This window comes from Microbacterium sp. NPDC088619 (assembly GCF_044752825.1).
GTDB lineage: Bacteria > Actinomycetota > Actinomycetes > Actinomycetales > Microbacteriaceae > Microbacterium.
The window spans coordinates 556,012-577,693 of sequence record NZ_JBIVLZ010000001.1; the positions used below are offsets into that span (position 1 = coordinate 556,012).

Sequence of the window (21,682 nt, forward strand, 5' to 3'; positions counted from 1 at the left end):
AGTCGACGGTTGCGTACTCTCCGTGTGCCTCCGCGCGGATGTCGGACCCCGGTTCTACGGTGAGATCATGCCCCCGATCCCCGCGCTCCCGCACTGGATCACCCGTGTAGGCGTGTTCGATCTCGAGACCACCGGTGTCGATGTGGAGCACGACAGGGTCGTCACCGCTCATGTGGGGCTCCTCGATGCCGACGGACGCGAGATCGCCGCGAAAGACTGGTTGTCGGATCCCGGTATGCCGATCCCCGACGGTGCCACCGCCGTGCATGGCATCACCACCGAGCACGCCCGCCGGCACGGACGTCCAGGTGCTGAGGTCGTCGGCGAAGTGACCGCTGCCCTCAGATCCCTGCTTTCGCAGGGGGTTCCGATCGTCGCGTACAACGCGGCATACGATTTCTCCCTCCTGGCGCACGAAGCGCATCGCCACGGAATCGCCCCGCTGGAGAATCCCTCCCCGATCATCGACCCTCTCGTGATCGACAAAGCGTACGACAGGTATCGCCCGGGAAAACGCACCCTGCAGGTGGTCGCCGCTCTCTACGCCGTGCGACTCGAGGACGCCCATGAGGCGGCTGCGGATGCGGTAGCCGCAGGCCGGGTCGCTCAGGCACTGGCGCGGCAGTTCATGCTTCCCGAGACTCTCGAAGAACTGCACACCCGCCAGATCGGGTGGGCCCGCTCCCAGGCGGCGAGCCTCACGGAGTACTTCATCCGGATCGGTCGCCTCGACCCTGAGGAGCGCCTCGACGGCACGTGGCCGGTGCGAGCACACCGCACCCCCGAGGAGGTGCCTCGCGATGCGGTTTCGAACCAGTGACGTCTCGCGCGTGGAGAGCACGTGGAAGCAGTATGTCCCCTCGGCAGTCCTGCACGACGTCGACCCCGCGCGGTTCCGCTTCGATTGGCACTCTGCGGATCTCGGGGGTGTGAGCCTCGTTCGTTACGACCTCGCGGCTGAGGTCCGCTCGACAGCAGAACCCCACGACCAGGTTCTGGTGTGCCGAGTGGACGGTCCGGACGCACGGGTGCACTCCGATCGGGGCGATCTCGATGCGAGTCGCCCGTGGATCTCCGACGGACCACGGGTGCATGCGCGATGGGACGCGGGAGCCCGAGTCTCAGCACTCGTCTTCGAACGCGACTCGCTGTCGCAACTCGCCCAGCGGATCAGTGGTGACGATGACCTCTCCATTCGCATAGCCGATCTCTCCCCGCGCTCCGCGTACGCTGCCGCGACCTGGGATCGCATGTTCGCCTATCTCGAACAGAGCGCCGCACCTCTCGAGAACAGCACGGACGACGACGAGATCCTCCGCAGCGAGTTGGCACGGCATGCGGCCGCGACGACGCTCGCGGCCTTCGCGACGACGAGCCGGTTCGATCGCCATCGCCCGACGCAGAGCACTGCGGCCCCGGTGACGGTGCGCCGTGCTCTCGACTTCATCGCCGAGAACTCGCACCGTCCGATCACCGTCGATGACGTCGCGGCATCCGTCCACATCTCGACACGGGGATTGCAGTACGCGTTCCGACGAGCACTCGATTCGACACCGGCTGAGTCGCTGCGACGAGCGCGCCTCGACGGCGCCCATCGCGACCTGCAGTCCGGGGCGGATTCGACGGTCGCCGCAGTCGCCCGCCGGTGGGGTTTCTCGCATCCTTCCCGGTTCGCAGCCGCGTATCGCGACACCTTCGGCGTGCTTCCTTCTGTGACCGCGACGAAGCACCGCCGATGACAGTTTGCGAACAGATTGTTCGTGTGCGTCGCGCGCCGAGGGCGGGCGGCGCGAAGGGATGCGCCCGGACGCATATATTCCGAGATATGGGTTCTCTCTATTACGGCGCCTCGGAGCCGATCCATATCGACGATCGGGCACTCGCGCACCTCAAAGTCGTCGTCGCTACGAAACTGCGTCGCAACGAGAGCTTCACACTGACCTGGAAGCACCCGGAGGGCGATCCCGAAGGCCGCTCGACGGTGTGGTTGCATCCCTCCATCCCCCTGCGGTTCGTCTTCGACGAGAGTGAGGCGCCGGAACTCAGCCGTCGATGGATCGAGGATCTCGCTCATTCGGCGAACTCGAGCGGTGGCATCACTCTCGTCGACGAGCTGATCGAGCCTTCGTCCGACCTGCAGGCCGTGGACGCTCGCTGACTCCCCTGCGCAGTCGGGGTGCGCTCCGCCGGTGTCAAGTCCCTCGTCCGCTCTGCTGATCGATGACACGATCGTCACGATGACGGTACGAAACGAGGACCACGTGACGGGTAGTGCGCCTTCGATCGATCCGTGGACGCGACCCGCCCGCTCCCCCACGACCTCCGTGATCATCCCGGTCAAGGACGACGCGGTGCTGCTGGCGCGGTGCCTGCGGGCTCTGGGCGCGCAGCAGTCGCCGGCCGACGAGATCATCGTGGTCGACAACGACTCGTCCGACGCCTCGGCATCCGTTGCTCACGCCTCCGGCGCACGGGTGCTCACATGCCTCGAACCCGGCATCTCGGCTGCGGCGTCCACCGGATACGACGCCGCGCGCGGTGATCTGATACTCCGCCTCGATGCCGACTGCGTACCTGATCCTGACTGGATCTCCGCCGTCCTCGCCGCCTTCCGGGAGGACGAGAATACCGACGCGGTCACCGGAAGGGCACGATTCACCGACGGACCTCACGCACTTCGCATCCCGCTCGCTCGGCTCTATCTCGGGGCCTACTCCAGCGTCTTGCGCGTGACACTCGGCCATCGGCCGCTGTTCGGCTCGAACCTCGCGTTCCGCAGGGAGGCGTGGCACTCGGTGCGTGCCGACGTGCATCGGGGCGACCCTCACATCCACGATGACCTCGACCTCGCCTTCCACCTCGGCGAGAACCACCGGATCGCTCGGCTCCCGGGTGAGTCGATGGGGATGTCGATGAGACCATTCACCGCAGGCCAGTTCGGCAGGCGTGTGCACCGAGGCTTTCGCAGCGTGCTCGTGCACTGGCCGCGCGACTTCCCGCCCGTCCGATGGGCACGTCTGTTGATCCGACGTCGTCTGCTCGGCCCCGCACCGCGGAGGACGCGATGACCAGGTCCCCGCTGATCGGCTCGGCCGCCGCACCGTCGCTGCACGTGATGTCGTTCAACCTCCGCCGCGCCATGGACGGCCCCCTGTCTCCGAGACGCGACCGCTGGAGCGTCCGTGCCCCGGCCGTCGCCGAACTGCTCGGCTCGGAACTGCCGACGATCCTTGGGCTGCAAGAGGTGCTCCCGCACGCGATGACGGTCGTCACCCGAGCACTCAGCCCCGCTCACCGGTTCGTGGGCAGAGGAAGAACTCGCGAAGGCACGGGCGAGGGCACTCCCCTCGTCTACGACGCGGAACGACTGGAGCTTCGTGAATGGGAGCAGCGGGCCCTTTCGGCGCACCCTGACGAACGGGGCAGTCGGTCCTGGGGCAACGTCCTCCCCCGCATTCTCGTGACAGCGGAGTTCACCGACAGGTCGACGGGCGTGCGGTTCCTCGTCGTCAACACTCATCTCGACCACCTGTCCTCTCGTTCGCGACGACGATCGGCCGAGGCCATCTCCGCAGTGGTCCGCGAGCGTGGCCTGCCGACGATCGTGATGGGGGATCTCAATGCCGGTCCCCGCTCCGGCGCTGTACGCGCGCTTCTCTCGCACGCGGAGCTCACGGATACCTGGAGCGCCGCGGAAGATCGGCTGACGCCGCTGTGGAGCACACTCAACGGATATGGGCGACCGCGTCTCACGGGGCGGCGCGTCGATTGGATGCTCGTCAGCCGAGACGTGCGGGTGCGTGCTGCCGCCATCAACGCACGTGTCTTCGACGGGATCAGACCCTCCGATCACCTGGCAGTGCAGGCGCTGCTGCATCTGGACGGGAAGACACAGTGAAAGAAGACACAGTGAGAGAGGACTTCCTCCGCCCGCCTCATTCCCTCGCGGAGTGGTCTGCAGACGCTCTGCGCGTTCTGGGGATCATCGGCGTCGGCGTTGCTCTGATCTGGCTCGGGCCGACGGACGCCGGCATCGCCGCACTCGCTCTTCCGGCCCTGATGCTGCCACGAGCGCTGGGTCTGCGCGGGTGGTTCGATCTGGCGGTCTGCGCGACCGTGCTCGTGGCCGCGTGGAGCAACGTCCTCGACCTGTACCGGACTATCCCGGGGTGGGATCTGGTCGTGCACCTGGTCTGCACGGGCGTTCTGACCATCATCGCCGCGCTGATCCTCACCCGGGCAGAGGTCGTCACGATGACTCGCGACCACGGCGCCCGGCCGCGAACTCCGCTCGTCCTCGCACCGCTCCTGGCCCTCGCACTCAGCGCGATGTGGGAGATGGTCGAGTGGCTGGGCTGGGCCTACCTCAGCGACGAGATCTTCGTCACGTACCAGGACACGATCGGCGACATGGTCTTCGGCGGACTCGGCGGCGTCGCCGCCGGCGTCATCCTCGCGACATCATCTCTGAGGCGACCGCGCTCGACAGGTCAGGTGGCCGGATCGAACAGCAGGAGTAGGGCGGGCGGGACGTGAACCCGCAGACGAAAGCGGGATGGGCTCAAGGGGCTTGGACGAGCACGGGGACTTCTTCTCCAGGAACCAAGTCGTCGACGCCGACGCCTCGCGCCACTCCCGATTCATACGGGAAGACGAGTACGGCTTCGTCGCTCGCGGTCGAGCGCTGGTTCGGCCCGTCGCCGGCGCCGAGCTCAAACGCCAATCCCGAGGGATGGGTGACTGTGTAGATGGTCGTCCCCTCAGGTGCGCCACTCCTCAGAGACATGCCCACGAGCCCGTCGGCGGAAGTGATGTCGTTGACGTAAACCACCACGGGGGTCCCCGCGCCGACGCTCCTTTCGTACTCGGAGGCGCCCAGGGTGCCAGGCAAGGCGACGTAGATCGACTTACTTGTCGGGTCCGTCAGTTCACCGGCAACTGTTCGGCTGACATCGATCCTCAGCAGAACGGGCGAGTAATTCGGAGTGCCTTCGGGTGCGTTCGTGTCGAGCTCCCCTTGCGTGAATCCGGCAACTTTACCGATGATTCCTGCTTCCGAGAACGCAGTCATCTCGTCAACCTCGGTGACAGGTTCGACGTCGAAATCGGGGGAATTCCAGTCCCCGATCAGGTCGTACGCGGTCGGTACTGGAACTGACGTCTCCGCAACGTGGGATGAGGGCGATGCGCACCCTGCGAGCAGTATCCCGCAGAGTGCAACTCCAGACGCAGCGAAGGCATCCTTGATCGTCTTCCGCATCGGGTTCTCCTTCGAGAGATTGCATGAACCACGGCCGAGAACGGCTGGGCGACACTCTGGGGCAAGGTCTGTTGCTTCGCTGGAGAAGGGGCATCGCGCGACGTGTTGGTGGGTCGAATGTACGCCGTTGGTGGACGGAGGACCAGAGCGTGGCGATATGAAGCGCGCCATCGCTCGCCTCACCGTCTTCGTCGGCGAGTGTGGCACGTCCTCGGGCCGCCGCAGATGGCGGAGCCGCGCCCCGCAGGCGTGAGACTGAACACGGGCGGGTTGTCCTGCTTGGTCGTCGGCTCCGCCCGGGAGATTCCGTGCTTGCGTAATTGTTGCCCTGGTCCTCGACGCTCGGGCTGAGACCCGACGCGGAACTCGCGGATTCTGGAGAGTCAGGAGTAGGGCGGGCGGGACTTGAACCCGCGATCGTTGGGTTATGAGCCCACTGCCTTAACCAGCTTGGCCACCGCCCCGTGACGACCAGCCTATCGGGCGAACCCGGTCATATCGGCGTGGCGGCGCCGTGGGTCTCCAGGTGCCCCAGATAGATGTCGGCATTGGCGATCAGATCCGCGCGCTCATCGTCACTGAGCGATCTGCGCACTTTCGCGGGAACCCCGGCCACCAACGAACCGTCGGGCACTTCGGTGCCTCCGAGCACCACTGCTCCCCCAGCGATGAGACAGCCTGCGCCTATGACGGCGCCGCTGAGGACGACAGCCCCCATGCCGATCAGCGAACCGTCTCCGATCATGCATCCGTGGACAACCGCGTTGTGACCGATCGACACCTTCGCTCCGACCACGACGGGATGAGCCGCATCGACGTGGACCGAGACGTTGTCCTGCACGTTGCTGCCGGGGCCGATGGTGATGGCTGCCGAGTCGCCCCGGAGCACGGCGTTGTACCAGACGCTCGCACCCGCAGCGATCGAGACGTCGCCGACGACGCGAGCTCCCTCGGCGATGAACACGTCGTCGGCTAACGACGGTGCCTTCCCCGGGAGCGCGAGGACAGAGGCTCCTGCTGCGATGCTCATGAGGTGAGACTATCCTCTGAACGCCGAATTTCCGCGTGATTCCGGGGCACTAAGCCGAGCCTTCGCTTGCTTGCGGAATGTTTTCAGACGAGTAGCGTTGTCATCATCAGGCACGAAGAGACAACTCCGGAGGAGTCAAGATGAGCAAGGTACAGACCGTTTCCACCACCGCCAGCGACCCGACCGTGGCAGCTGCAGCGGCACAGTTCCTCTCCCCCGTCGTGCTCGGACTTCAGGCGCTGACGATCGATGGCAAGCAGGCGCACTGGCACGTGCGCGGCGCCAACTTCGTCGGCGTTCACGAGCTCCTCGACACGATCGTCGCGCACGCTGGGGACTTCGCAGACACCGCCGCCGAGCGGATCGTCGCCCTCGGTCTGCCGATCGACGCGCGCATCAGCGCCGTGGCTGCCAAGGGCAGCGCGACCTCGGTTCCCGCGGGCTTCACCCAGTCCGATGAGCTCGTGCGCGCCGTCATCTCCGACATCGACGCGATCCTCGTCGACGTGAAGGCTGCGATCGACGGGCTCGACGAGGTCGACCTCACGAGCCAGGACGTCGCGATCGAGATCATGCGCGGACTCGAGAAGGACCGCTGGTTCCTCGTGTCGCACATCGCCGCGTAAGCAACCGTCTGACGAAGAAGGGCACCGGTTCTCCGGTGCCCTTCTTCGTGCTCCGGGCGTCATCCGCCGTGGGTGAGCCGACCCGCCACCATCGTCGCCGTCACCGGCATCCCGCGCAGTTCCGCTCCCGAGGCGGTCAGAGGGTCGTAGCCGCACAGCGCGATGTCGGCGAGCTCGCCTGGACGCACGGCGCTGCGGACGCTCGCCTGGAGAGCCTGCTCGCGCGTCAGGCGCTCCTCGGGGTGCCAGGGATCGCGGTCGTCGTCCGTGCGGGTGACAGCGGCGGCGATCGCCTGCCACGGATCGAGCGGCGCCACAGGTGCGTCGGATCCGAAGCGCAACTCCACTCCGGCGTCGCGCAGGGCGCCCAGCGGGTATCCGATCGAGGTCTGCCCAGCCCAGTGCCGTCCGACGAGATCTCTGTCGTCGAGCGCGTGCTGCGGTTGCACGCTCGCGACGACGCCGAGCCTTCCGAACCGCGCGAGATCGGCGTGCCTGACCAGTTGGGCGTGCTCGATCGTCCCGACCGCGCCTGACGCGGTGAAGGCGTCGAGAGCACCGGTGACGGCGCGATCGCCGATCGCGTGCACGGCGACCGCGAGTCCCGCTCCGGTGGCGGTGGTGAGGAGATCCACGAGCTCTGCCGGCGGCACCGTGAGCACTCCGAAGTTCTCAGGATCACCCGGATATGCGTGCGAGCACGCGGCGGTCCGCGTGCCCAACGAACCGTCGCTGATGATCTTCAGCGGCCCGACGTGGATCAGGTCGCGCCCGGCTTCCGGTGCGTCCTCGGCCTGGTGCAGCTCGCCCGACCTCAGACCCGCACGGATGGCTCGCTCGAGGTCGAACGGATAGATGGCGAACTCGACGCGATGAGCGGCGAACCCCGCCGCGACTCGACGTGGCCACGCGTCGGCGTTCCAGGCCATGTCGAAGTCCACCAGACCTGTGACCCCTCGGGACGCTGCTCGCTCGCCCGCGTCCCGGACCGCCGCGTCGCCGCGATCAGGATCCACGGCATTCAGTCGACGGGAGATCTCGAACGCGTCCTGCTCGCGCAGCATTCCGTCGACGCTGTCGAATCCCTCGATCCGCAGGGCCGCCGAGTTGAGCCACGTGCTGTGCACATCCGCGTTGATCAGGTAGGTGGGCACGCCCCCGGTGACACTGTCGAGGAGCGCGAGTGTGGGGTGATCGGGCCACATCGCATCGCGGAATCCGCTGCCCACCTTCCGCCCGTCCGGAAGGGGTGCCGCTGCCGCCATGATCGCAGCCGCTTCCGATGCGGAGGCCGCACCGCCGAGGGCGACGCGCTCCGCAGCCAGTGCCCACTGCACGGTGTGGACGTGGTTGTCCCAGAGGCCGGGCACCGCCCATGCTCCGTTCCCTTCGAGGGTCTCGCCCTGCGGCGCGAGAGCTCCCGTCGGGGCGATGTCAGTGATTCGGCCGTCCTCGACGAAGATGTCGACGGGTTCGTCGTCGATCAGGAATTCTTTCCCAGGGCCGGAGACCCGCACCCCGACAAGTGTGCCGACCCGCTCCCCGATCCCGATCACGAACGTGCTCCGGCGCGCGCCTGCTGCGCGCGACGCATCTCGGCCGCCAGTTCGGGGTGTGCGTACGGGCCATCACCCTCGAGCTCGGCGATCACGGTCTCCACGGTCTCGAGCGGCTTGTTCTGACTGAGCTTGCGCTTGGCGACGACTCTGATCGGGGTGAGTCTGAAGCCCACTGTCCCTCCGGCGAGCCGCGTCACGAATGCGGGATCGTTCGGCCGTTCCCACATGCGCCGAGGCTCAGGCATACGCCCCTCGAAACGGTCGACCAGCCGGTCCAGCACGGCGAGGTTCTCGTCATCGCCGAGTATCTCGGGAGTCCCCGCGAGATGCACGGCCGTGTAGTTCCAGGTCGGCACCGACTGCACATCGCCGTACCATCCGGGTGAGATGTAGCCGTGCGGTCCCTGGAAGACGACCAGCAGCTCCCTCTCGCCCAGGCCGTGGATCAGGTCGTCCGGCCGCCCGACATGGCCCACGACCGTGAGGTCGTCGCGATCCTCATCGAGCAGAACGACGTAGTGCGACGAGACGAGCCCATCGGGACCGTGGCTCACGATCGTCGCCCAAGGGTTCGCATCGATGATGCGACGGATCTCGGGCACATCAGCGAGCGTGAAACTGGGGTTCTGACGCATCCCCTCAGCCTATGGCCGCCGGGTCACGCTTGGCAGCGTGGGCACCAGTACAGCTTGCGTGCCCCGATCTCCTCGAGAGCGATCTCGGTGCCGCAGATGCGGCAGGGCAGCCCGGCGCGATGGTAGACCCAGTGCCGGTCGTCGCGGCTCGCCATCGCGGCTCGGTACGCATCGGGCGAGAGGTCGTCCATGGTCATCATCTGCCCGGTCTCGACGCCGATGGCAAGGAGACGCACCCAGTCGTGCCACAGGGCTCGCACGATGTCTTCCGGAACCTCGCGGCCGGGCGTGTGCGGGTTCAATCGCTGGCGGAACAGCATCTCGGCGCGATACACGTTGCCGATGCCGCTCACCACGGCCTGATCCATCAGCAGGAGCGCGATCACCGTCGGCTTCTTGCGGACCGCCTGAACGAAGCGCTCCTCGTTCTGTGCGGGATCACCCACGAGTGGATCGGGACCGAGCTTCGCGACGCTGGCGAGCATCTCTTCAGGGGTCTGAAGGACGCAGGCGGTGGGCCCCCGCAGATCTGCAGCGGTGATGTCGGTCATCAGACGCAGTCGGACCTGGCCGACGACCGGGGGCGGCCATTCCAGACCCTCGTCAGCAAGGCCCTTCGTCTGCTCCGACATGCGGACGTGCACGCGAGTGCGTCGGGGGGCGCCGATCGAGGCGAGCGAGTTCTCGCCCGCGTCGTCGAGGATCTCCTCGTCGACCACCGTGCCCCGCTGGTTGGTCTGTCCCATTCGACCGTTCGCCGAGGCGATGGTGGGGTCGACCAGGATCTCTCCCGCGAAGTCCCAGGCTCCGTAGAGACCGAGGTGCACGCGCAGCCACACATCTCCCTCGGCCTCGAGGAACATCTGCTTGCCCACCGCCTGCACGCTGATCGCTTCGCGACCGTTCAGAACGGCCGCACCCTCGGCGAAACGTCCCTGCGGGCTCGAGGCGAGCATCGTCTTGCCGACGAAGTTCCGCTCGAACTGTCGAGCGATGCGATGGACGGAGTGACCCTCGGGCATATCAGGCCCGCGGATCCGGAAGCAGCGATCCGTCGCGCTCGAAATCTGCGATCTGACCGATGCGACGGACGTGGCGCTCGTCGTATGAGAACGGCGTCGCGATGAAGGTGTCGATGAACGAGGTGACCTCGTCGAAGGTGTGCTGACGCGCCCCGATCGAGATCACGTTCGCATCGTTGTGCTCGCGGGCCAGCTCAGCCGTCGACGTGTTCCACACCAGTGCGGCGCGGACGCCCTCCACCTTGTTCGCGGCGATCTGCTCGCCGTTGCCCGAGCCGCCGAAGACCACACCCAGCGTCCGGATGCCGGCTGCCTGGTCTGACACGACCGCCTGTGCCGCGCGGATGCAGAACGCGGGGTAGTCGTCGAGCGCGTCGTACTCCACCGGACCGTGGTCGACGACTTCATGCCCGGCACGGCGCAGATGATCCTGCAGCTGTGTCGAGAAGTCGAGACCGGCGTGATCGGTGGCGATATGGATGCGCATGGCATCCATCCTAGAAGCGCCGAAGGTCAGCGCGTGCTCACGGAGCCACGCCGGCAGCGGCCGGCTTGAATCCCGCCCGCACGTTCTCGCAGCAACCGGGGCGGCACACGTCGAACGCACCGGGAAGAGACGTCACATGGGGGCGTTCCTCATTGGGACGGCCCTCCAGGCGCTCGACGATCAGGTCGACGATGCCGGTGACGAACGACGGAGCGACCCCGGGCGTCGGAGTGCGCGTGAAGGCGAGTCCCGCTTCCTCCGCCGCTTCAGCGGCCTCGGTGTCGAGGTCCCAGAGCACCTCCATGTGGTCGCTCATGAAACCGACGGGCACCACTGCCACGGCCTTGCGACCGCGTGCGGGCAGCTCGCCGATGACGTCGCACACATCAGGCTCGAGCCACGGCTGCGAGGCGGGGCCCGAACGGGACTGGTAGACCAGCTCCCATGAGACGTCAGCTGCGTCCGGGACGCTCTCGCGGACCCGATCCATCACCCAGGCGGCGACGGCGAGATGCTGAGCGGCATACGCGCCGCCCTCTCCCCAATCGATGTCGCGGGCGCCCGAACGCTCGGCATCCGCGGTCGGGATGCTGTGCGTCGAGAAGAGGATCTGGATGTCGGCGGGAGCGATGCCCTGAGCGAGGAAGGTCTCCACGGCCTCGCGGACGCCCGTCTCGAACGACTCGACGAAACCGGGGTGATCGTAGAAGGGACGGATCTTGTCGATCGTGACCGTCTCGCCGAGCTTCGTCTCCTCGAGCACTCGCGCGAAGTCCTCGCGGTACTGCCGGCAGCTCGAGAACGAGCTGTAGGCGCTCGTGGCGAAGGCGAGCAGCGTCGTCTTGCCATCGGCTGCCGCTTCGGTGACGACCTCTTCGAGGTACGGGCTCCAGTTGCGATTGCCCCAGTACACCGGAAGATCGATGCCACGGCGGGCGAGCTCGCCCTCGAGCGCCTCCTTGAGGATGCGGTTCTGCCCGTTGATGGGGCTCACGCCCCCGAAGTGGCGGTAGTGGTGCGCGACCTCTTCGAGACGCTCATCCGGGATCCCCCTGCCCCGCGTCACGTTGCGGAGGAACGGGATGACGTCATCCTGTCCCTCAGGGCCGCCGAAGCCGGCGAGCAGGATGCCGTCATAGGCCACGGGGGTGGTCATGTACGGCGCGCCGGAGGCAGCAGCATCGGAAGCAAAGAGGACGGTGTTCGGCTCGATCGCGGTCACCCGTCCATTCTTTCATCTCCTGGAAGTGAGTCAGGCCGCCGTGCTGGCGTAGGCTGTCATGGTTGCCGTGGGCGCCAACTGCGCTGGGTTGCGGCAGCATCCCCTCACCCCTGGGAGTACAGCTGTGCCTGGAGAGAACCTCACCCGCATCGAAGCGCAGGAGCGCCGCGACGTCATCGACACCCAGTCGTACGAAGTCTCGCTCGACCTGACGAAGGGTGCGGAGGTCTTCGGCTCCCGCAGCGTCGTCCGGTTCACCGCGACACCGGAGAGCCACACCTTCATCGACCTGATCGCACGCGACGTTCGCGAGATCTCGTTGAACGGCGAGCAGCTCGACCCCGACGAGGTCTTCGCCGACTCGCGCATCGCGCTCGCCGGGTTGCAGGCCGAGAACGTCCTCGTGGTCGACGCCGACTGCGAGTACACGAACACCGGCGAGGGCCTGCACCGATTCGTCGACCCGGTCGACGGCGAGGTCTACCTCTACTCCCAGTTCGAGGTCCCCGACTCGCGGCGCGTGTTCGCCGTGTTCGAGCAGCCCGACCTGAAGGCGACATTCCAGTTCACGGTGACGGCACCGGCATCCTGGAAGGTCGTCTCCAACTCCCCCACGCCCGAGCCCATCGTCCACGACGACCACTCGGTGGCGACCTGGGGCTTCGAGCCGACGCCCCGCATCTCCTCTTACATCACGGCGCTCGTCGCGGGCCCCTACGAGGCGACGTTCTCCGAGCTCACCAGCGCATCGGGCCGCGTGATCCCGCTCGGCGTCTACGGTCGCAAGAGCCTGTGGCAGCACCTCGACGCCGAGTACATCTTCGACAAGACGCGCGAGGGCTTCGCCTACTTCGAGTCGAAGTTCGGCGTGCCGTACCCCTTCGCGAAGTACGACCAGCTGTTCGTCCCCGAGTTCAATGCGGGTGCCATGGAGAACGCGGGCGCGGTCACCTTCACCGAGACCTACGTGTTCCGCAGCAAGGTGACCGATGCCGTCAAGGAACGCCGCGTCGTCACGATCCTGCATGAACTGGCGCACATGTGGTTCGGCGACCTCGTCACGATGAAGTGGTGGAACGATCTCTGGCTGAACGAGTCGTTCGCGGAATGGGCGTCGACGATCGCGACGGCTGAGGCCACCGAATGGACCGAGGCGTGGACGACGTTCAACGCCATGGAGAAGACCTGGGCCTACCGCCAGGATCAGCTTCCCTCGACCCACCCCATCGTGGCCGAGATCAACGACCTCGAAGACGTGCAGGTGAACTTCGACGGCATCACCTACGCGAAGGGCGGCTCGGTCCTCAAGCAGCTCGCCGCCTGGGTCGGCATCGAGGCGTTCTTCGCCGGCGTATCGCAGTACTTCCAGAAGCACTCCTGGGGCAACACCGAGCTCAGCGACCTGCTCACCGAGCTCGAGGCCACCAGCGGACGCGACTTGAGCACCTGGTCGAAGAAGTGGCTCGAGACCGCGGGCGTCAACACTCTCGAACCGGTGATCGCAGATGACTCCGACGGCACGATCACGCGATTCGCCGTGACGCAGACCGCTCCGGCCGATTACCCGACCATCCGTCCTCACCGCCTGGGCATCGGCTTCTACTCCCTCCAGGGCGGCGCTCTCGTGCGCTCGCACTACGCCGAGGTCGACGTCGACGGAGACCGCACAGAGGTCCCCGAGCTGCACGGCCTCAAGCGCCCCGATCTCGTGCTGCTCAACGACAACGACCTCGCCTACGCGAAGATCCGCCTCGACGAACGCTCCCTCGCCACCGCGATCGCGCACCTCGCCGACATCACCGATCCCCTCGCCCGCTCCCTCGTCTGGGGAGCGGCATGGGACCAGACCCGCGATGCCGAGACCGCGGCCTCCGACTACATCGACCTCGTACTCGGCAACATCGGCCGCGAGACGGAGTCCACCACTGTCCGCACCACGCTGGCGCAGCTGCGCAGCGCCGCGACGCTCTACGTCACACCGGAGGCTCGCCTCGCCGCCCGCCAGAAGGTCGCGGACGGGCTCTGGGCGCTCGCAGAGTCCGCCGAGTCGGGAAGCGACAGTCAGCTGCAGTTCGTGACGGCGTTCGCGAACGCGCTCGTGACGCCAGAGCATGCGGGCATCATCGGTCGGCTGCGCTCCGGCGAGGAAACGCTCCCGGGTCTCGAGATCGACGCGGACCTCAGCTGGCAGCTGCTCGTCGGACTCGCCACGATCGGTGCGACGGATGCCGCTTCCATCGATGCCGCACTCTCGTCGGACAACACGTCGAAGGGCGGCGAGTTCGCCGCACAGGCACGTGCGGCGCTGCCCGACTCCGCCTCGAAGAAGGCCGCCTGGGCGTCGCTGATCGAGCGTGACGACGCCCCGAACACGATTGTGCGCTCCGCGGCGCTCGGCTTCGTGCACCCGGCGGGCGCCGAGGCTCTTCGCGAGTTCGTACCCGCGTACTTCGACATGCTGGTGCCGATCTGGGAGTCTCGCAGCTATCAGATCGCGCAGTATCTGGTCGTCGGCCTGTTCCCGACGGCCATCGCGGACGTCGAACTCCGTGATGCGACGCGGGCCTGGCTGTCTGCCAACCAGGACGCGGCACCGGCGCTGCGCCGTCTCGTGCTCGAGAACCTCGCCGACGTCGAGCGCGCCCTCGCTGCACAGTCCCGCGACGCCGAGGACTGAGCCGGCTTCTGCGATCAGGCCTCTGCGCGGTGCATCCAGCCCGCACAGAGGCCTGATCGTTAGTATCTGGAGTGATGATGATCCCCTTCGAACCCACTCCCCCGCCTGCTGAGACGGTGCCAGCCACCGCATGGACAGACTTCCTCGCGATCCTCGCGACGGTTGGCTGGAGGGCGCTCCACGTGGCGATCATCATCGCCTCGTGCGTGATCATCGCACTCGTGCTGCGTGTGGTGATCCGGCGGGTGGTACATCGCATCGTCGACAGCGCCAAGAACAAGGCCGCCGTCGACGACACCCAGGCGCTGGAGCGTTCGCCCCTCGCTGACATGCGTCTCGTGCAGCGCACACGCACCCTGGGCACGATCCTTCAGAACATCGTCAATGTGATGCTCGTCGTGATCGCCGTCGTGCTGATCGTGAACGCTCTCGACAACAGCCTGCTCGGCTCGCTGACACTCCTCACCGCCGCCGTCGGCGCGGGTCTCGGTTTCGGTGCCCAGAACATCGTCAAAGACGTGCTCAACGGCATGTTCATCGTGGCGGAGGATCAGATCGGCATCGGCGACGTCGTCGACCTTGGCCTCGCGAGCGGTGTCGTGGAGTACGTCAGTGTGCGCATCACGCAAGTGCGTGACGTGAACGGAACGCTCTGGTACGTCCGCAACGGCGAGGTGCTCCGCATCGGAAACATGTCGCAGGGCTGGGCCAGGGCGATCATCGATCTCGGCGTGCCGCTCGACTCCGACCTCGAGAAGGTCGAGCAGACGATGCTCGACACAGCGCTCGCGCTCTCGAAGGACCCGAAGTGGCGAACCCGCATCATCGAGAAGCCGGAGCTGTGGGGGCTCGAGTCTATCGACGGCGAGGCGCTGGTCGTCCGGCTCGTCATCAAAGCTCGCGCCAACGCCAAGGACGATGTCGCCCAGGAGCTCCGCAAGCGCCTGCGATCGGCGATGCTCGAGAACGATATCGTCCTCCCGAGCATGACGACCGTGGTGCCCACCGGTCTCGAAGGCGCCCGCCGCGTGCGGGGCGCCAATCCGCCCAAGACACGTCCGAACGCCGTCACCGGAGTGCCCGTCATCCCGGATCGCGGAATCTGGCGGCGCAAGAAGACGAACGACGACGGGAGCTCCCAGAAGTGACGTTCTACGACGAGGTCGGTGGTCGCGAGACCTTCGCGAAGATCGTGTCGGTCTTCTACCGCGAAGTCGCCCTCGACCCGGTGCTGAAGCCGATGTACCCGGAAGAGGACCTCGGCCCCGCCGAGGAGCGGCTGCTGATGTTCCTCGAGCAGTACTGGGGCGGCCCGACGACCTACGGCGAGACGCGAGGGCACCCCCGCCTGCGGATGCGCCACATGCCCTTCCACGTCGACCCCGACGCTCGTGACCGGTGGCTCCGACACATGCGGACGGCTGTGGACGAGGCGCAGTTGTCGCCCCTCCACGAATCGACCCTGTGGGACTACCTCGAACGCGCCGCGTATGCCATGGTGAACACATTCGAGGCGTCCGGCATCGGCACGCCCTCGGCCGGGCGGCCCACGCTCGAGACCCGATCACGTCAGGAATCAACGGAGACCACATGACGAACACGCCCCTGTCTGCAGACGTCCTGGTCATCGGATGGGGGCTCGCCGGTCTCGTCGCAGCAGGTGAGGCGCTGGACGCCGGCCGTCGTGTGATCCTGGTCGACCAGGAGCCGCGCACGAACCTCGGCGGGCAGGCCTGGTGGTCGTTCGGCGGCCTGTTCCTCATCGATTCTCCCGAGCAGCGACGGATGGGCATCCGCGATTCGCTCGCCCTCGCCACACAGGACTGGTTCGGGACCGCGTCGTTCGATCGCCCTGAAGACGACTGGCCGCGACGGTGGGCCGAAGCGTACCTGCAGTTCGCCGCTGGAGAGAAGCGCTCCTGGTTGCGCGAACGCGGAGTGGGTTTCTTCCCGGTCGTCGGCTGGGCCGAGCGCGGAGGGTACGGTGCACTCGGCCCTGGCAACTCGGTCCCCCGATTCCACATCACCTGGGGCACCGGGCCGGGTGTCGTCGCACCATTCGCTTCAGCGGTCGAACAGGGCGAGCGCGAAGGCCGGATCACCATCCTCCCCCGTCATCGCGTGACGGAGCTCATCATGACGGACGGAGCGGTCACCGGCGCGCGCGGGACGATCCTGGAGTCGAGCCCTGCCGCTCGCGGCGTCGAATCGTCACGGCACGCGATCGGCGACTTCGAGATCAGCGCCGGTGCCACGATCGTCTCGTCGGGCGGTATCGGAGGAAACCACGACCTCGTCCGCGCCGCATGGCCTGCCAGTCTCGGTGTGCCGCCTGATCACATGCTCACGGGGGTCCCCTCGTACGTGGACGGTTCGATGCACGCCGTGTCGGAGGTGGCCGGTGCGCGCCTCATCAACGGCGACCGCATGTGGCACTACGTCGAGGGCATCACCAATTGGGATCCCGTGTGGCCGTCGCACGGCATCCGAATCCTCCCCGGGCCGTCCTCGCTCTGGCTGGACGCCACGGGCAGGAGACTGCCCGTGCCGCTCTTCCCCGGCTTCGACACTCTGGGCACGCTCGCTCACCTCCGCGCCACCGGCTACGACCACTCGTGGTTCGTCACCTCACGTCAGATCGTCGAGAAGGAGTTCGCCCTCTCGGGGAGCGAGCAGAATCCCGATCTCACAGGCAAGGATGTCGGACTGCTCGTGAAGTCCCGGCTCGCCAAGGGACCGACGGGTCCGGTGCAGGCGTTCCTCGACGAAGGAGAGGACTTCATCGTCGAGAACGACCTCGAATCGCTGCTCGAGCAGATGCAGAAGCATCCAGGCGGAGAATCACTCGACATCGATCACGTGCGGCGGGAGGTCATCGCACGTGACCTGGAGATGGACAACGAGTTCACGAAGGATGCCCAGATCGGCATGCTGCGTTCGATGCGCGGTTACCGCGGCGACAAGCTGATCCGCACCGCAGCTCCGCATCGCCTTCAGGATCCGGCCGCCGGACCTCTCGTCGCCGTCAAGCTGCACGTGCTCACCAGGAAGTCACTCGGAGGGATCACCACCGATCTCGATGGCCGCGCTCTCGGAGCCGACGGCTCACCGATTCCCGGTCTGTACGCGGCAGGCGAAGCGAGCGGCTTCGGCGGGGGCGGAGTTCACGGGTACCGTGCGCTCGAGGGAACGTTCCTCGGCGGGTGCCTCTTCTCGGGCCGCCAAGCCGGACGCGCCGCGGCCCGGTGACCTCACGCTCGCACCGTCGGTCGACGGCACTCCTCGGGTGACCGCGCCTCTAGCCCGACGCCGCTATCGGGCGGAGCCCGTGCCTCGGACCGCTGTCAGCCCTGTGGCAACGGGCCCTCGAGCGAGAACGTGGCCCCGCCGGAAAGCGAGTCGAGTCCATCGCCCGGACTGCATGACAGGGACTTCCTCCTCGCCGGAGATGAAGCCGAACGCATCGGCTGCGAAGGCGACTCCGCGCGGCAGGCCGCCGAGATCCTCATCGGGTTCGCCCCAGATCGCTGCACGGAGCGCTCTCACGGCTTCCTCCCCCGACCCGGGCGTCGCTCCGCGCGCTACGGCGCTGATCCCCCACTGCGCACGCCGGGCTATGACGGATGCTGCCAGAGTCGAGACCGTCAGCCACTGGCCTCGCGGCGGAGCGACTCCGGCCCACGCTGGCGAAAGACCTGTCTCGGGGAGACCCAGCGCGCGCTCATCGTCGGTCGCCGTGAGAGATGCGACGACGACATCGCACTCGAGCTCAGGGTCCGCCTGCACGACGCGCATCGCCAGCACCGTCGGGGTCTGGTCGAACAGACCCTGAGGCGAGAGAGCGGCCCCGGTGAGCGCGAGAACACCCCGCGCCGCCTGCAGCCGAACCCCCTCATCGGAGATGCGGGTCGCTCGGCCGAGGAAGGTCAGAACGTCCTTCGCGGTCTCGGCGTCTGCGAGAAGAAGCTGGTGGGGCACACCCTCTAAACTAGCAACGCCAGCGGCATCCGCAGTCGCGGAAAGGAACTCATGACCGCCGACGCACACGCGATTCGCACCGTCGAACAGCTCCTGGACGTGCTGGACCTCGATTCGACTCAGGCCCGCACCACGGAGGACATCTTCACGGGGTCTTCGCATCCGATGCCCTCTGGGCGGATATACGGCGGCCAGGTGCTCGCCCAGAGCCTCCTCGCCGCGGAACGGACGCTTCCGGAAGATCGTGCAGTGCACTCCATGCACGGGTATTTTCTTCGGCCCGGCGACGCAAGCCAGGGCATCACGATCGCGGTCGATCGCATCCACGACGGGCGGTCCTTCTCGACCCGTCGTTCGCAGGCGTATCAGAACGGGGTGCCGATCTTCTCGATGATCGCCTCCTTCCAGGACGACGATCCGGGCATCGAGCACGCAGTTCCGATGCCCGACGGCATCCCTGGTCCGGACTCTCTACTGCCCGACGAGGAGCGCGTCGACGGCCTGCCGTCCGGCGTCGTTCGCATGCTCAGCGATCGCGCCGCCGATGTCCGCCACATCGACTCGCCGATGTTCCTGCCGAGCGAGGATTCCCGGGTACCGCAGCAGGGTGTCTGGATGCGGATGAAGGCGCCTCTTCCTGACGATCAGCGCATCCATCGGGCAGCTCTTGCGTATCTGAGCGACATGACGATCCAGGAATCGATCCTGCGCGCCCATGGCGTGTACTGGGGGCTTCCCGGGCTGAAGGTGGCGAGCCTCGACCACGCGATGTGGTGGCACCGGCCCGCTCGCGTCGACGAATGGCTGCTCTACCTCCAGGAGTCGCCGAACGCTCGTGGCGGCCGAGGTCTTGCTCAGGGACGCATCTACACGCAGTCGGGCGACCTGGTGGCCTCCGTGGCGCAGGAGATCATGGTCAGAGTGCCCGACCCGGCCTGATCGCGGGCGCCTCGGGTCAACGGTGGGTGTACTCGATGGAGGGACCGACATACGGCTCCCACGCGTCGCGCATCTCCTGGGTGAGTCGGGTGGGCCGGCCCGTCTTGGCATCGACGAGCACGATGATCGCGGTCGACCGCGCATAGATCGTGCGGGGCTCGGCTGCAGGGTCGTTGTGCACCTCGTAGCAGACCTCGACGCTGGAGCCACCGAGCTTGCCGAACCACATCTGCACTTCGAGCGGGCGACGCTGATAGGGCACCGGTGCGAGGTACTCGATCTCCTGCCGCGCGATGAGCGTCAGGGTGCCCTCGTCGATGCCTGAGTCGAGCACGGCGGTCGAGGGCGCCTGTTCACCGGGACCCGCACGCCAGAACGCGCGCACGCGCGCCTCCTCGAGCAGCTTGAGCATCGAGGTGTTGTTGACGTGATTGAATGCGTCCAGATCGCCCCAGCGGAGGTGGATCGGAATGTGCAGCCGGGGTCCCGGTGTCAGGTCGGACATCGAGCGATCAGTCGCGCGTGAGCTTGCGGTGCGTCGAGCGGTGCGGCTTGGCCGCGTCGGCGCCGAGTCGCTGGATCTTGTTCTCCTCGTACGCCTCGAAGTTGCCCTCGAACCAGTACCACTGAGCGGGCTTCTCGTCGGTGCCCTCGTACGCGAGGATGTGGGTCGCGATGCGGTCGAGGAACCACCGGTCGTGGGTGATGACCACAGCGCAGCCGGGGAACTCGAGAAGCGCGTTCTCGAGTGAACCCAGCGTCTCGACGTCCAGGTCGTTCGTGGGCTCGTCGAGGAGGAGCAGGTTGCCACCCTCCTTGAGCGTGAGGGCCAGGTTCAGACGGTTGCGCTCACCACCGGAGAGCACACCTGCCTTCTTCTGCTGGTCCGGCCCCTTGAATCCGAACTTCGAGACGTACGCGCGTGAGGGGATCTCCGTCTTGCCGACCGTGATGACATCGAGGCCGTCAGAGACGACCTCCCACAGCGTCTTGTCGGGGTCGATGTTCGAGCGCGACTGGTCGACGTAGCTGATCTTGACAGTCTCGCCGATCTTGAGGTCACCGCCGTCGAGCGGCTCCAAGCCCACGATCGTCTTGAACAGGGTCGTCTTACCGACACCGTTGGGCCCGATCACGCCGACGATCCCGTTCGGCGGGAGGTTGAAGCTGAGACCGTCGATGAGCACCCGGCCGTCGAAGCCCTTCTGCAGCTTCTTCGCATCGATCACGATGCTGCCGAGGCGAGGCCCCGCGGGAATCGAGATCTCCTCGAAGTCCAACTTCCGGGTCCGCTCCGCCTCCGTCGCCATCTCCTCGTACCGCGCGAGTCGAGCCTTCGACTTGGTCTGGCGACCCTTCGCGCTGGACCTGACCCACTCCAGCTCCTCCTTGAGGCGCTTGGCGAGCTTGGCGTCCTTCTTGCCCTGGATCTCGAGGCGTTCGCCCTTCTTCTCCAGGTAGGTCGAGTAGTTGCCTTCGTAGCCGATCAGGCGGCCACGGTCGACTTCGGCGATCCACTCGGCGACGTGGTCGAGGAAGTACCGGTCGTGAGTGATGGCGATGACCGCGCCCTTATAGGCCTGGAGATGCTGCTCCAGCCAGAGCACGCTCTCCGCGTCGAGGTGGTTGGTGGGCTCGTCGAGCAGCAGCAGATCGGGCTTCTGCAGAAGCAGCTTGGCGAGTGCGACCCGTCGCTTCTCGCCTCCGGAGAGCGGGGCGATCGCCGCGTCCCCGGGGGGCGTGCGAAGGGCGTCCATGGCCTGCTCGAGCTGCGAGTCGAGGTCCCAGCCGTCCGCAGCGTCGATCTCCTCCTGCAGGGTTCCCATCTCGGCGAGGAGCGAGTCGAAGTCGGCATCGGGATCTGCCATCAGCATCGAGATCTCGTTGAACCTGTCGACCTTCGCCTTGATGGCGATACCGTCCTGGATGTTCTCGATCACCGTCTTGGTCTCGTCGAGCTCGGGCTCCTGCATCAGGATCCCGACCGAGAAACCGGGAGACAGCTTCGCCTCACCGTTGGACGGCGTGTCCATACCGGCCATGATCTTGAGGATCGTCGACTTACCAGCGCCGTTCGGGCCCACCATGCCGATCTTGGCACCGGGGAGGAAAGCCATCGTGACGTCGTCGAGGATGAGCTTGTCGCCCACCGCCTTGCGCGCACGAACCATCGAGTAGATGTACTCAGCCACCGAAAAACGCTCCTTCTGTTGGCGTCGAAGATCGACACTCCAGCCTACCGGCGAT

Annotated in this window: 22 protein-coding genes and 1 tRNA gene; 12 read left to right on the plus strand and 11 right to left on the minus strand. The window is 66.7% G+C overall.

Annotated elements, in window-relative coordinates; translation table 11 throughout:
* Positions 1–67 precede the first annotated feature (67 nt).
* From ACIP5T_RS02835 to ACIP5T_RS02860, 6 genes are all read left to right on the plus strand, one after another.
* On the plus strand, positions 68–820 hold the full coding sequence (locus tag ACIP5T_RS02835; protein ID WP_400860415.1) for an exonuclease domain-containing protein: 753 nt from the start codon (positions 68–70) through the stop codon (positions 818–820).
* Positions 801–1,739, plus strand: coding sequence for a helix-turn-helix transcriptional regulator (locus tag ACIP5T_RS02840; protein ID WP_400860417.1), 939 nt, complete (start codon positions 801–803; stop codon positions 1,737–1,739). Before ACIP5T_RS02835 ends, ACIP5T_RS02840 begins: the two co-directional genes overlap by 20 nt.
* Positions 1,740–1,825: 86 nt before the next feature.
* Positions 1,826–2,158, plus strand: coding sequence for a hypothetical protein (locus ACIP5T_RS02845; RefSeq protein ID WP_400860419.1), 333 nt, complete (start codon positions 1,826–1,828; stop codon positions 2,156–2,158).
* A 103-nt stretch (positions 2,159–2,261) separates the two neighbouring features.
* A complete protein-coding gene (locus ACIP5T_RS02850; RefSeq protein ID WP_400860421.1) occupies positions 2,262–3,068 on the plus strand; it encodes a glycosyltransferase family 2 protein in 807 nt (268 codons plus the stop codon).
* On the plus strand, positions 3,065–3,898 hold the full coding sequence (locus tag ACIP5T_RS02855; protein WP_400860422.1) for an endonuclease/exonuclease/phosphatase family protein: 834 nt from the start codon (positions 3,065–3,067) through the stop codon (positions 3,896–3,898). The genes ACIP5T_RS02850 and ACIP5T_RS02855 overlap by 4 nt, the downstream gene beginning before the upstream one ends.
* 11 nt (positions 3,899–3,909) lie before the next feature.
* Positions 3,910–4,536 carry a hypothetical protein gene (locus tag ACIP5T_RS02860; RefSeq protein WP_400860424.1) on the plus strand — a complete coding sequence of 209 codons (627 nt, stop codon included), beginning with the start codon at positions 3,910–3,912 and terminating at the stop codon, positions 4,534–4,536.
* Positions 4,537–4,561: 25 nt separating this feature from the next.
* Here the strand turns inward: ACIP5T_RS02860 and ACIP5T_RS02865 are convergent, their stop codons facing one another.
* From ACIP5T_RS02865 to ACIP5T_RS02875, 3 genes are all read right to left on the minus strand, one after another.
* Entirely contained in the window at positions 4,562–5,260 is a 699-nt protein-coding gene (locus tag ACIP5T_RS02865) for a hypothetical protein (protein ID WP_400860426.1), read from the minus strand.
* Positions 5,261–5,650: 390 nt separating this feature from the next.
* Positions 5,651–5,724: transfer RNA gene (locus ACIP5T_RS02870), tRNA-Ile, on the minus strand.
* A gap of 29 nt (positions 5,725–5,753) precedes the next feature.
* The gene (locus tag ACIP5T_RS02875; protein ID WP_400860429.1) at positions 5,754–6,290 is read right to left on the minus strand and encodes a gamma carbonic anhydrase family protein; all 537 of its coding nucleotides are present in this window, start codon (positions 6,288–6,290) and stop codon (positions 5,754–5,756) included.
* A 140-nt stretch (positions 6,291–6,430) separates the two neighbouring features.
* Here ACIP5T_RS02875 and ACIP5T_RS02880 point away from each other — a divergent pair, with 140 nt between their 5' ends.
* Positions 6,431–6,916 (plus strand): Dps family protein, encoded by a 486-nt coding sequence (locus tag ACIP5T_RS02880; RefSeq protein ID WP_400860431.1) that lies wholly within the window; start codon positions 6,431–6,433, stop codon positions 6,914–6,916.
* Between the two features lie 59 nt (positions 6,917–6,975).
* Here ACIP5T_RS02880 and ACIP5T_RS02885 read toward each other — a convergent pair whose 3' ends face one another.
* The 5 genes from ACIP5T_RS02885 to ACIP5T_RS02905 are packed head-to-tail and all read right to left on the minus strand — an operon-like array spanning position 6,976 to position 11,841.
* On the minus strand, positions 6,976–8,433 hold the full coding sequence (locus tag ACIP5T_RS02885) for an amidohydrolase (protein WP_400860432.1): 1,458 nt from the start codon (positions 8,431–8,433) through the stop codon (positions 6,976–6,978).
* Positions 8,434–8,468: 35 nt separating this feature from the next.
* The gene (locus ACIP5T_RS02890) at positions 8,469–9,110 is read right to left on the minus strand and encodes an FMN-binding negative transcriptional regulator (RefSeq protein ID WP_400860433.1); all 642 of its coding nucleotides are present in this window, start codon (positions 9,108–9,110) and stop codon (positions 8,469–8,471) included.
* A 23-nt stretch (positions 9,111–9,133) separates the two neighbouring features.
* On the minus strand, positions 9,134–10,132 hold the full coding sequence (locus ACIP5T_RS02895; RefSeq protein ID WP_400860434.1) for an Fpg/Nei family DNA glycosylase: 999 nt from the start codon (positions 10,130–10,132) through the stop codon (positions 9,134–9,136).
* Between the two features lies 1 nt (position 10,133).
* Positions 10,134–10,619, minus strand: coding sequence for a ribose-5-phosphate isomerase (locus ACIP5T_RS02900; RefSeq protein ID WP_400860435.1), 486 nt, complete (start codon positions 10,617–10,619; stop codon positions 10,134–10,136).
* A gap of 37 nt (positions 10,620–10,656) precedes the next feature.
* Positions 10,657–11,841 (minus strand): ferrochelatase, encoded by a 1,185-nt coding sequence (locus tag ACIP5T_RS02905; RefSeq protein ID WP_400860436.1) that lies wholly within the window; start codon positions 11,839–11,841, stop codon positions 10,657–10,659.
* A gap of 124 nt (positions 11,842–11,965) precedes the next feature.
* Here ACIP5T_RS02905 and pepN point away from each other — a divergent pair, with 124 nt between their 5' ends.
* The 4 genes from pepN (at position 11,966) to ACIP5T_RS02925 (ending at position 17,767) form a co-directional block, all read left to right on the plus strand.
* Complete coding sequence (gene pepN, locus ACIP5T_RS02910; RefSeq protein WP_400860438.1) at positions 11,966–14,518, plus strand: aminopeptidase N; 2,553 nt, start codon at positions 11,966–11,968, stop codon at positions 14,516–14,518.
* Between the two features lie 74 nt (positions 14,519–14,592).
* Complete coding sequence (locus tag ACIP5T_RS02915) at positions 14,593–15,666, plus strand: mechanosensitive ion channel family protein (protein WP_400860439.1); 1,074 nt, start codon at positions 14,593–14,595, stop codon at positions 15,664–15,666.
* Positions 15,663–16,112, plus strand: a complete 450-nt coding sequence (locus tag ACIP5T_RS02920; protein WP_400860441.1) for a globin — start codon at positions 15,663–15,665, stop codon at positions 16,110–16,112. The genes ACIP5T_RS02915 and ACIP5T_RS02920 overlap by 4 nt, the downstream gene beginning before the upstream one ends.
* Positions 16,109–17,767 carry an FAD-binding dehydrogenase gene (locus tag ACIP5T_RS02925; protein WP_400860443.1) on the plus strand — a complete coding sequence of 553 codons (1,659 nt, stop codon included), beginning with the start codon at positions 16,109–16,111 and terminating at the stop codon, positions 17,765–17,767. Before ACIP5T_RS02920 ends, ACIP5T_RS02925 begins: the two co-directional genes overlap by 4 nt.
* Positions 17,768–17,830: 63 nt before the next feature.
* Here the strand turns inward: ACIP5T_RS02925 and ACIP5T_RS02930 are convergent, their stop codons facing one another.
* Positions 17,831–18,496 carry a hypothetical protein gene (locus tag ACIP5T_RS02930; protein WP_400860445.1) on the minus strand — a complete coding sequence of 222 codons (666 nt, stop codon included), beginning with the start codon at positions 18,494–18,496 and terminating at the stop codon, positions 17,831–17,833.
* A 51-nt stretch (positions 18,497–18,547) separates the two neighbouring features.
* Here ACIP5T_RS02930 and ACIP5T_RS02935 point away from each other — a divergent pair, with 51 nt between their 5' ends.
* Positions 18,548–19,435 (plus strand): acyl-CoA thioesterase, encoded by an 888-nt coding sequence (locus tag ACIP5T_RS02935; RefSeq protein WP_400860446.1) that lies wholly within the window; start codon positions 18,548–18,550, stop codon positions 19,433–19,435.
* 16 nt (positions 19,436–19,451) lie between these two features.
* Here ACIP5T_RS02935 and ACIP5T_RS02940 read toward each other — a convergent pair whose 3' ends face one another.
* Entirely contained in the window at positions 19,452–19,940 is a 489-nt protein-coding gene (locus ACIP5T_RS02940; protein ID WP_400860448.1) for an acyl-CoA thioesterase, read from the minus strand.
* A 7-nt stretch (positions 19,941–19,947) separates the two neighbouring features.
* Positions 19,948–21,627, minus strand: a complete 1,680-nt coding sequence (gene ettA / locus ACIP5T_RS02945; RefSeq protein WP_140036997.1) for an energy-dependent translational throttle protein EttA — start codon at positions 21,625–21,627, stop codon at positions 19,948–19,950.
* Between the last annotated feature and the right edge of the window lie 55 nt (positions 21,628–21,682).

Excerpts from the sequence above, each read along its gene's own strand:
- ACIP5T_RS02835 (WP_400860415.1), top strand. The coding sequence starts at position 68 with ATGCCCCCGATCCCCGCGCTCCCGCACTGGATCACCCGTGTAGGCGTG.
- ACIP5T_RS02840 (WP_400860417.1), top strand. The coding sequence starts at position 801 with ATGCGGTTTCGAACCAGTGACGTCTCGCGCGTGGAGAGCACGTGGAAG.
- ACIP5T_RS02845 (WP_400860419.1), top strand. The coding sequence starts at position 1,826 with ATGGGTTCTCTCTATTACGGCGCCTCGGAGCCGATCCATATCGACGAT.
- ACIP5T_RS02855 (WP_400860422.1), top strand. The coding sequence starts at position 3,065 with ATGACCAGGTCCCCGCTGATCGGCTCGGCCGCCGCACCGTCGCTGCAC.
- ACIP5T_RS02865 (WP_400860426.1), bottom strand. The coding sequence starts at position 5,260 with ATGCGGAAGACGATCAAGGATGCCTTCGCTGCGTCTGGAGTTGCACTC.
- ACIP5T_RS02875 (WP_400860429.1), bottom strand. The coding sequence starts at position 6,290 with ATGAGCATCGCAGCAGGAGCCTCTGTCCTCGCGCTCCCGGGGAAGGCA.
- ACIP5T_RS02880 (WP_400860431.1), top strand. The coding sequence starts at position 6,431 with ATGAGCAAGGTACAGACCGTTTCCACCACCGCCAGCGACCCGACCGTG.
- ACIP5T_RS02890 (WP_400860433.1), bottom strand. The coding sequence starts at position 9,110 with ATGCGTCAGAACCCCAGTTTCACGCTCGCTGATGTGCCCGAGATCCGT.
- ACIP5T_RS02895 (WP_400860434.1), bottom strand. The coding sequence starts at position 10,132 with ATGCCCGAGGGTCACTCCGTCCATCGCATCGCTCGACAGTTCGAGCGG.
- ACIP5T_RS02900 (WP_400860435.1), bottom strand. The coding sequence starts at position 10,619 with ATGCGCATCCATATCGCCACCGATCACGCCGGTCTCGACTTCTCGACA.
- ACIP5T_RS02915 (WP_400860439.1), top strand. The coding sequence starts at position 14,593 with ATGATGATCCCCTTCGAACCCACTCCCCCGCCTGCTGAGACGGTGCCA.
- ACIP5T_RS02925 (WP_400860443.1), top strand. The coding sequence starts at position 16,109 with ATGACGAACACGCCCCTGTCTGCAGACGTCCTGGTCATCGGATGGGGG.
- ACIP5T_RS02935 (WP_400860446.1), top strand. The coding sequence starts at position 18,548 with ATGACCGCCGACGCACACGCGATTCGCACCGTCGAACAGCTCCTGGAC.
- ACIP5T_RS02940 (WP_400860448.1), bottom strand. The coding sequence starts at position 19,940 with ATGTCCGACCTGACACCGGGACCCCGGCTGCACATTCCGATCCACCTC.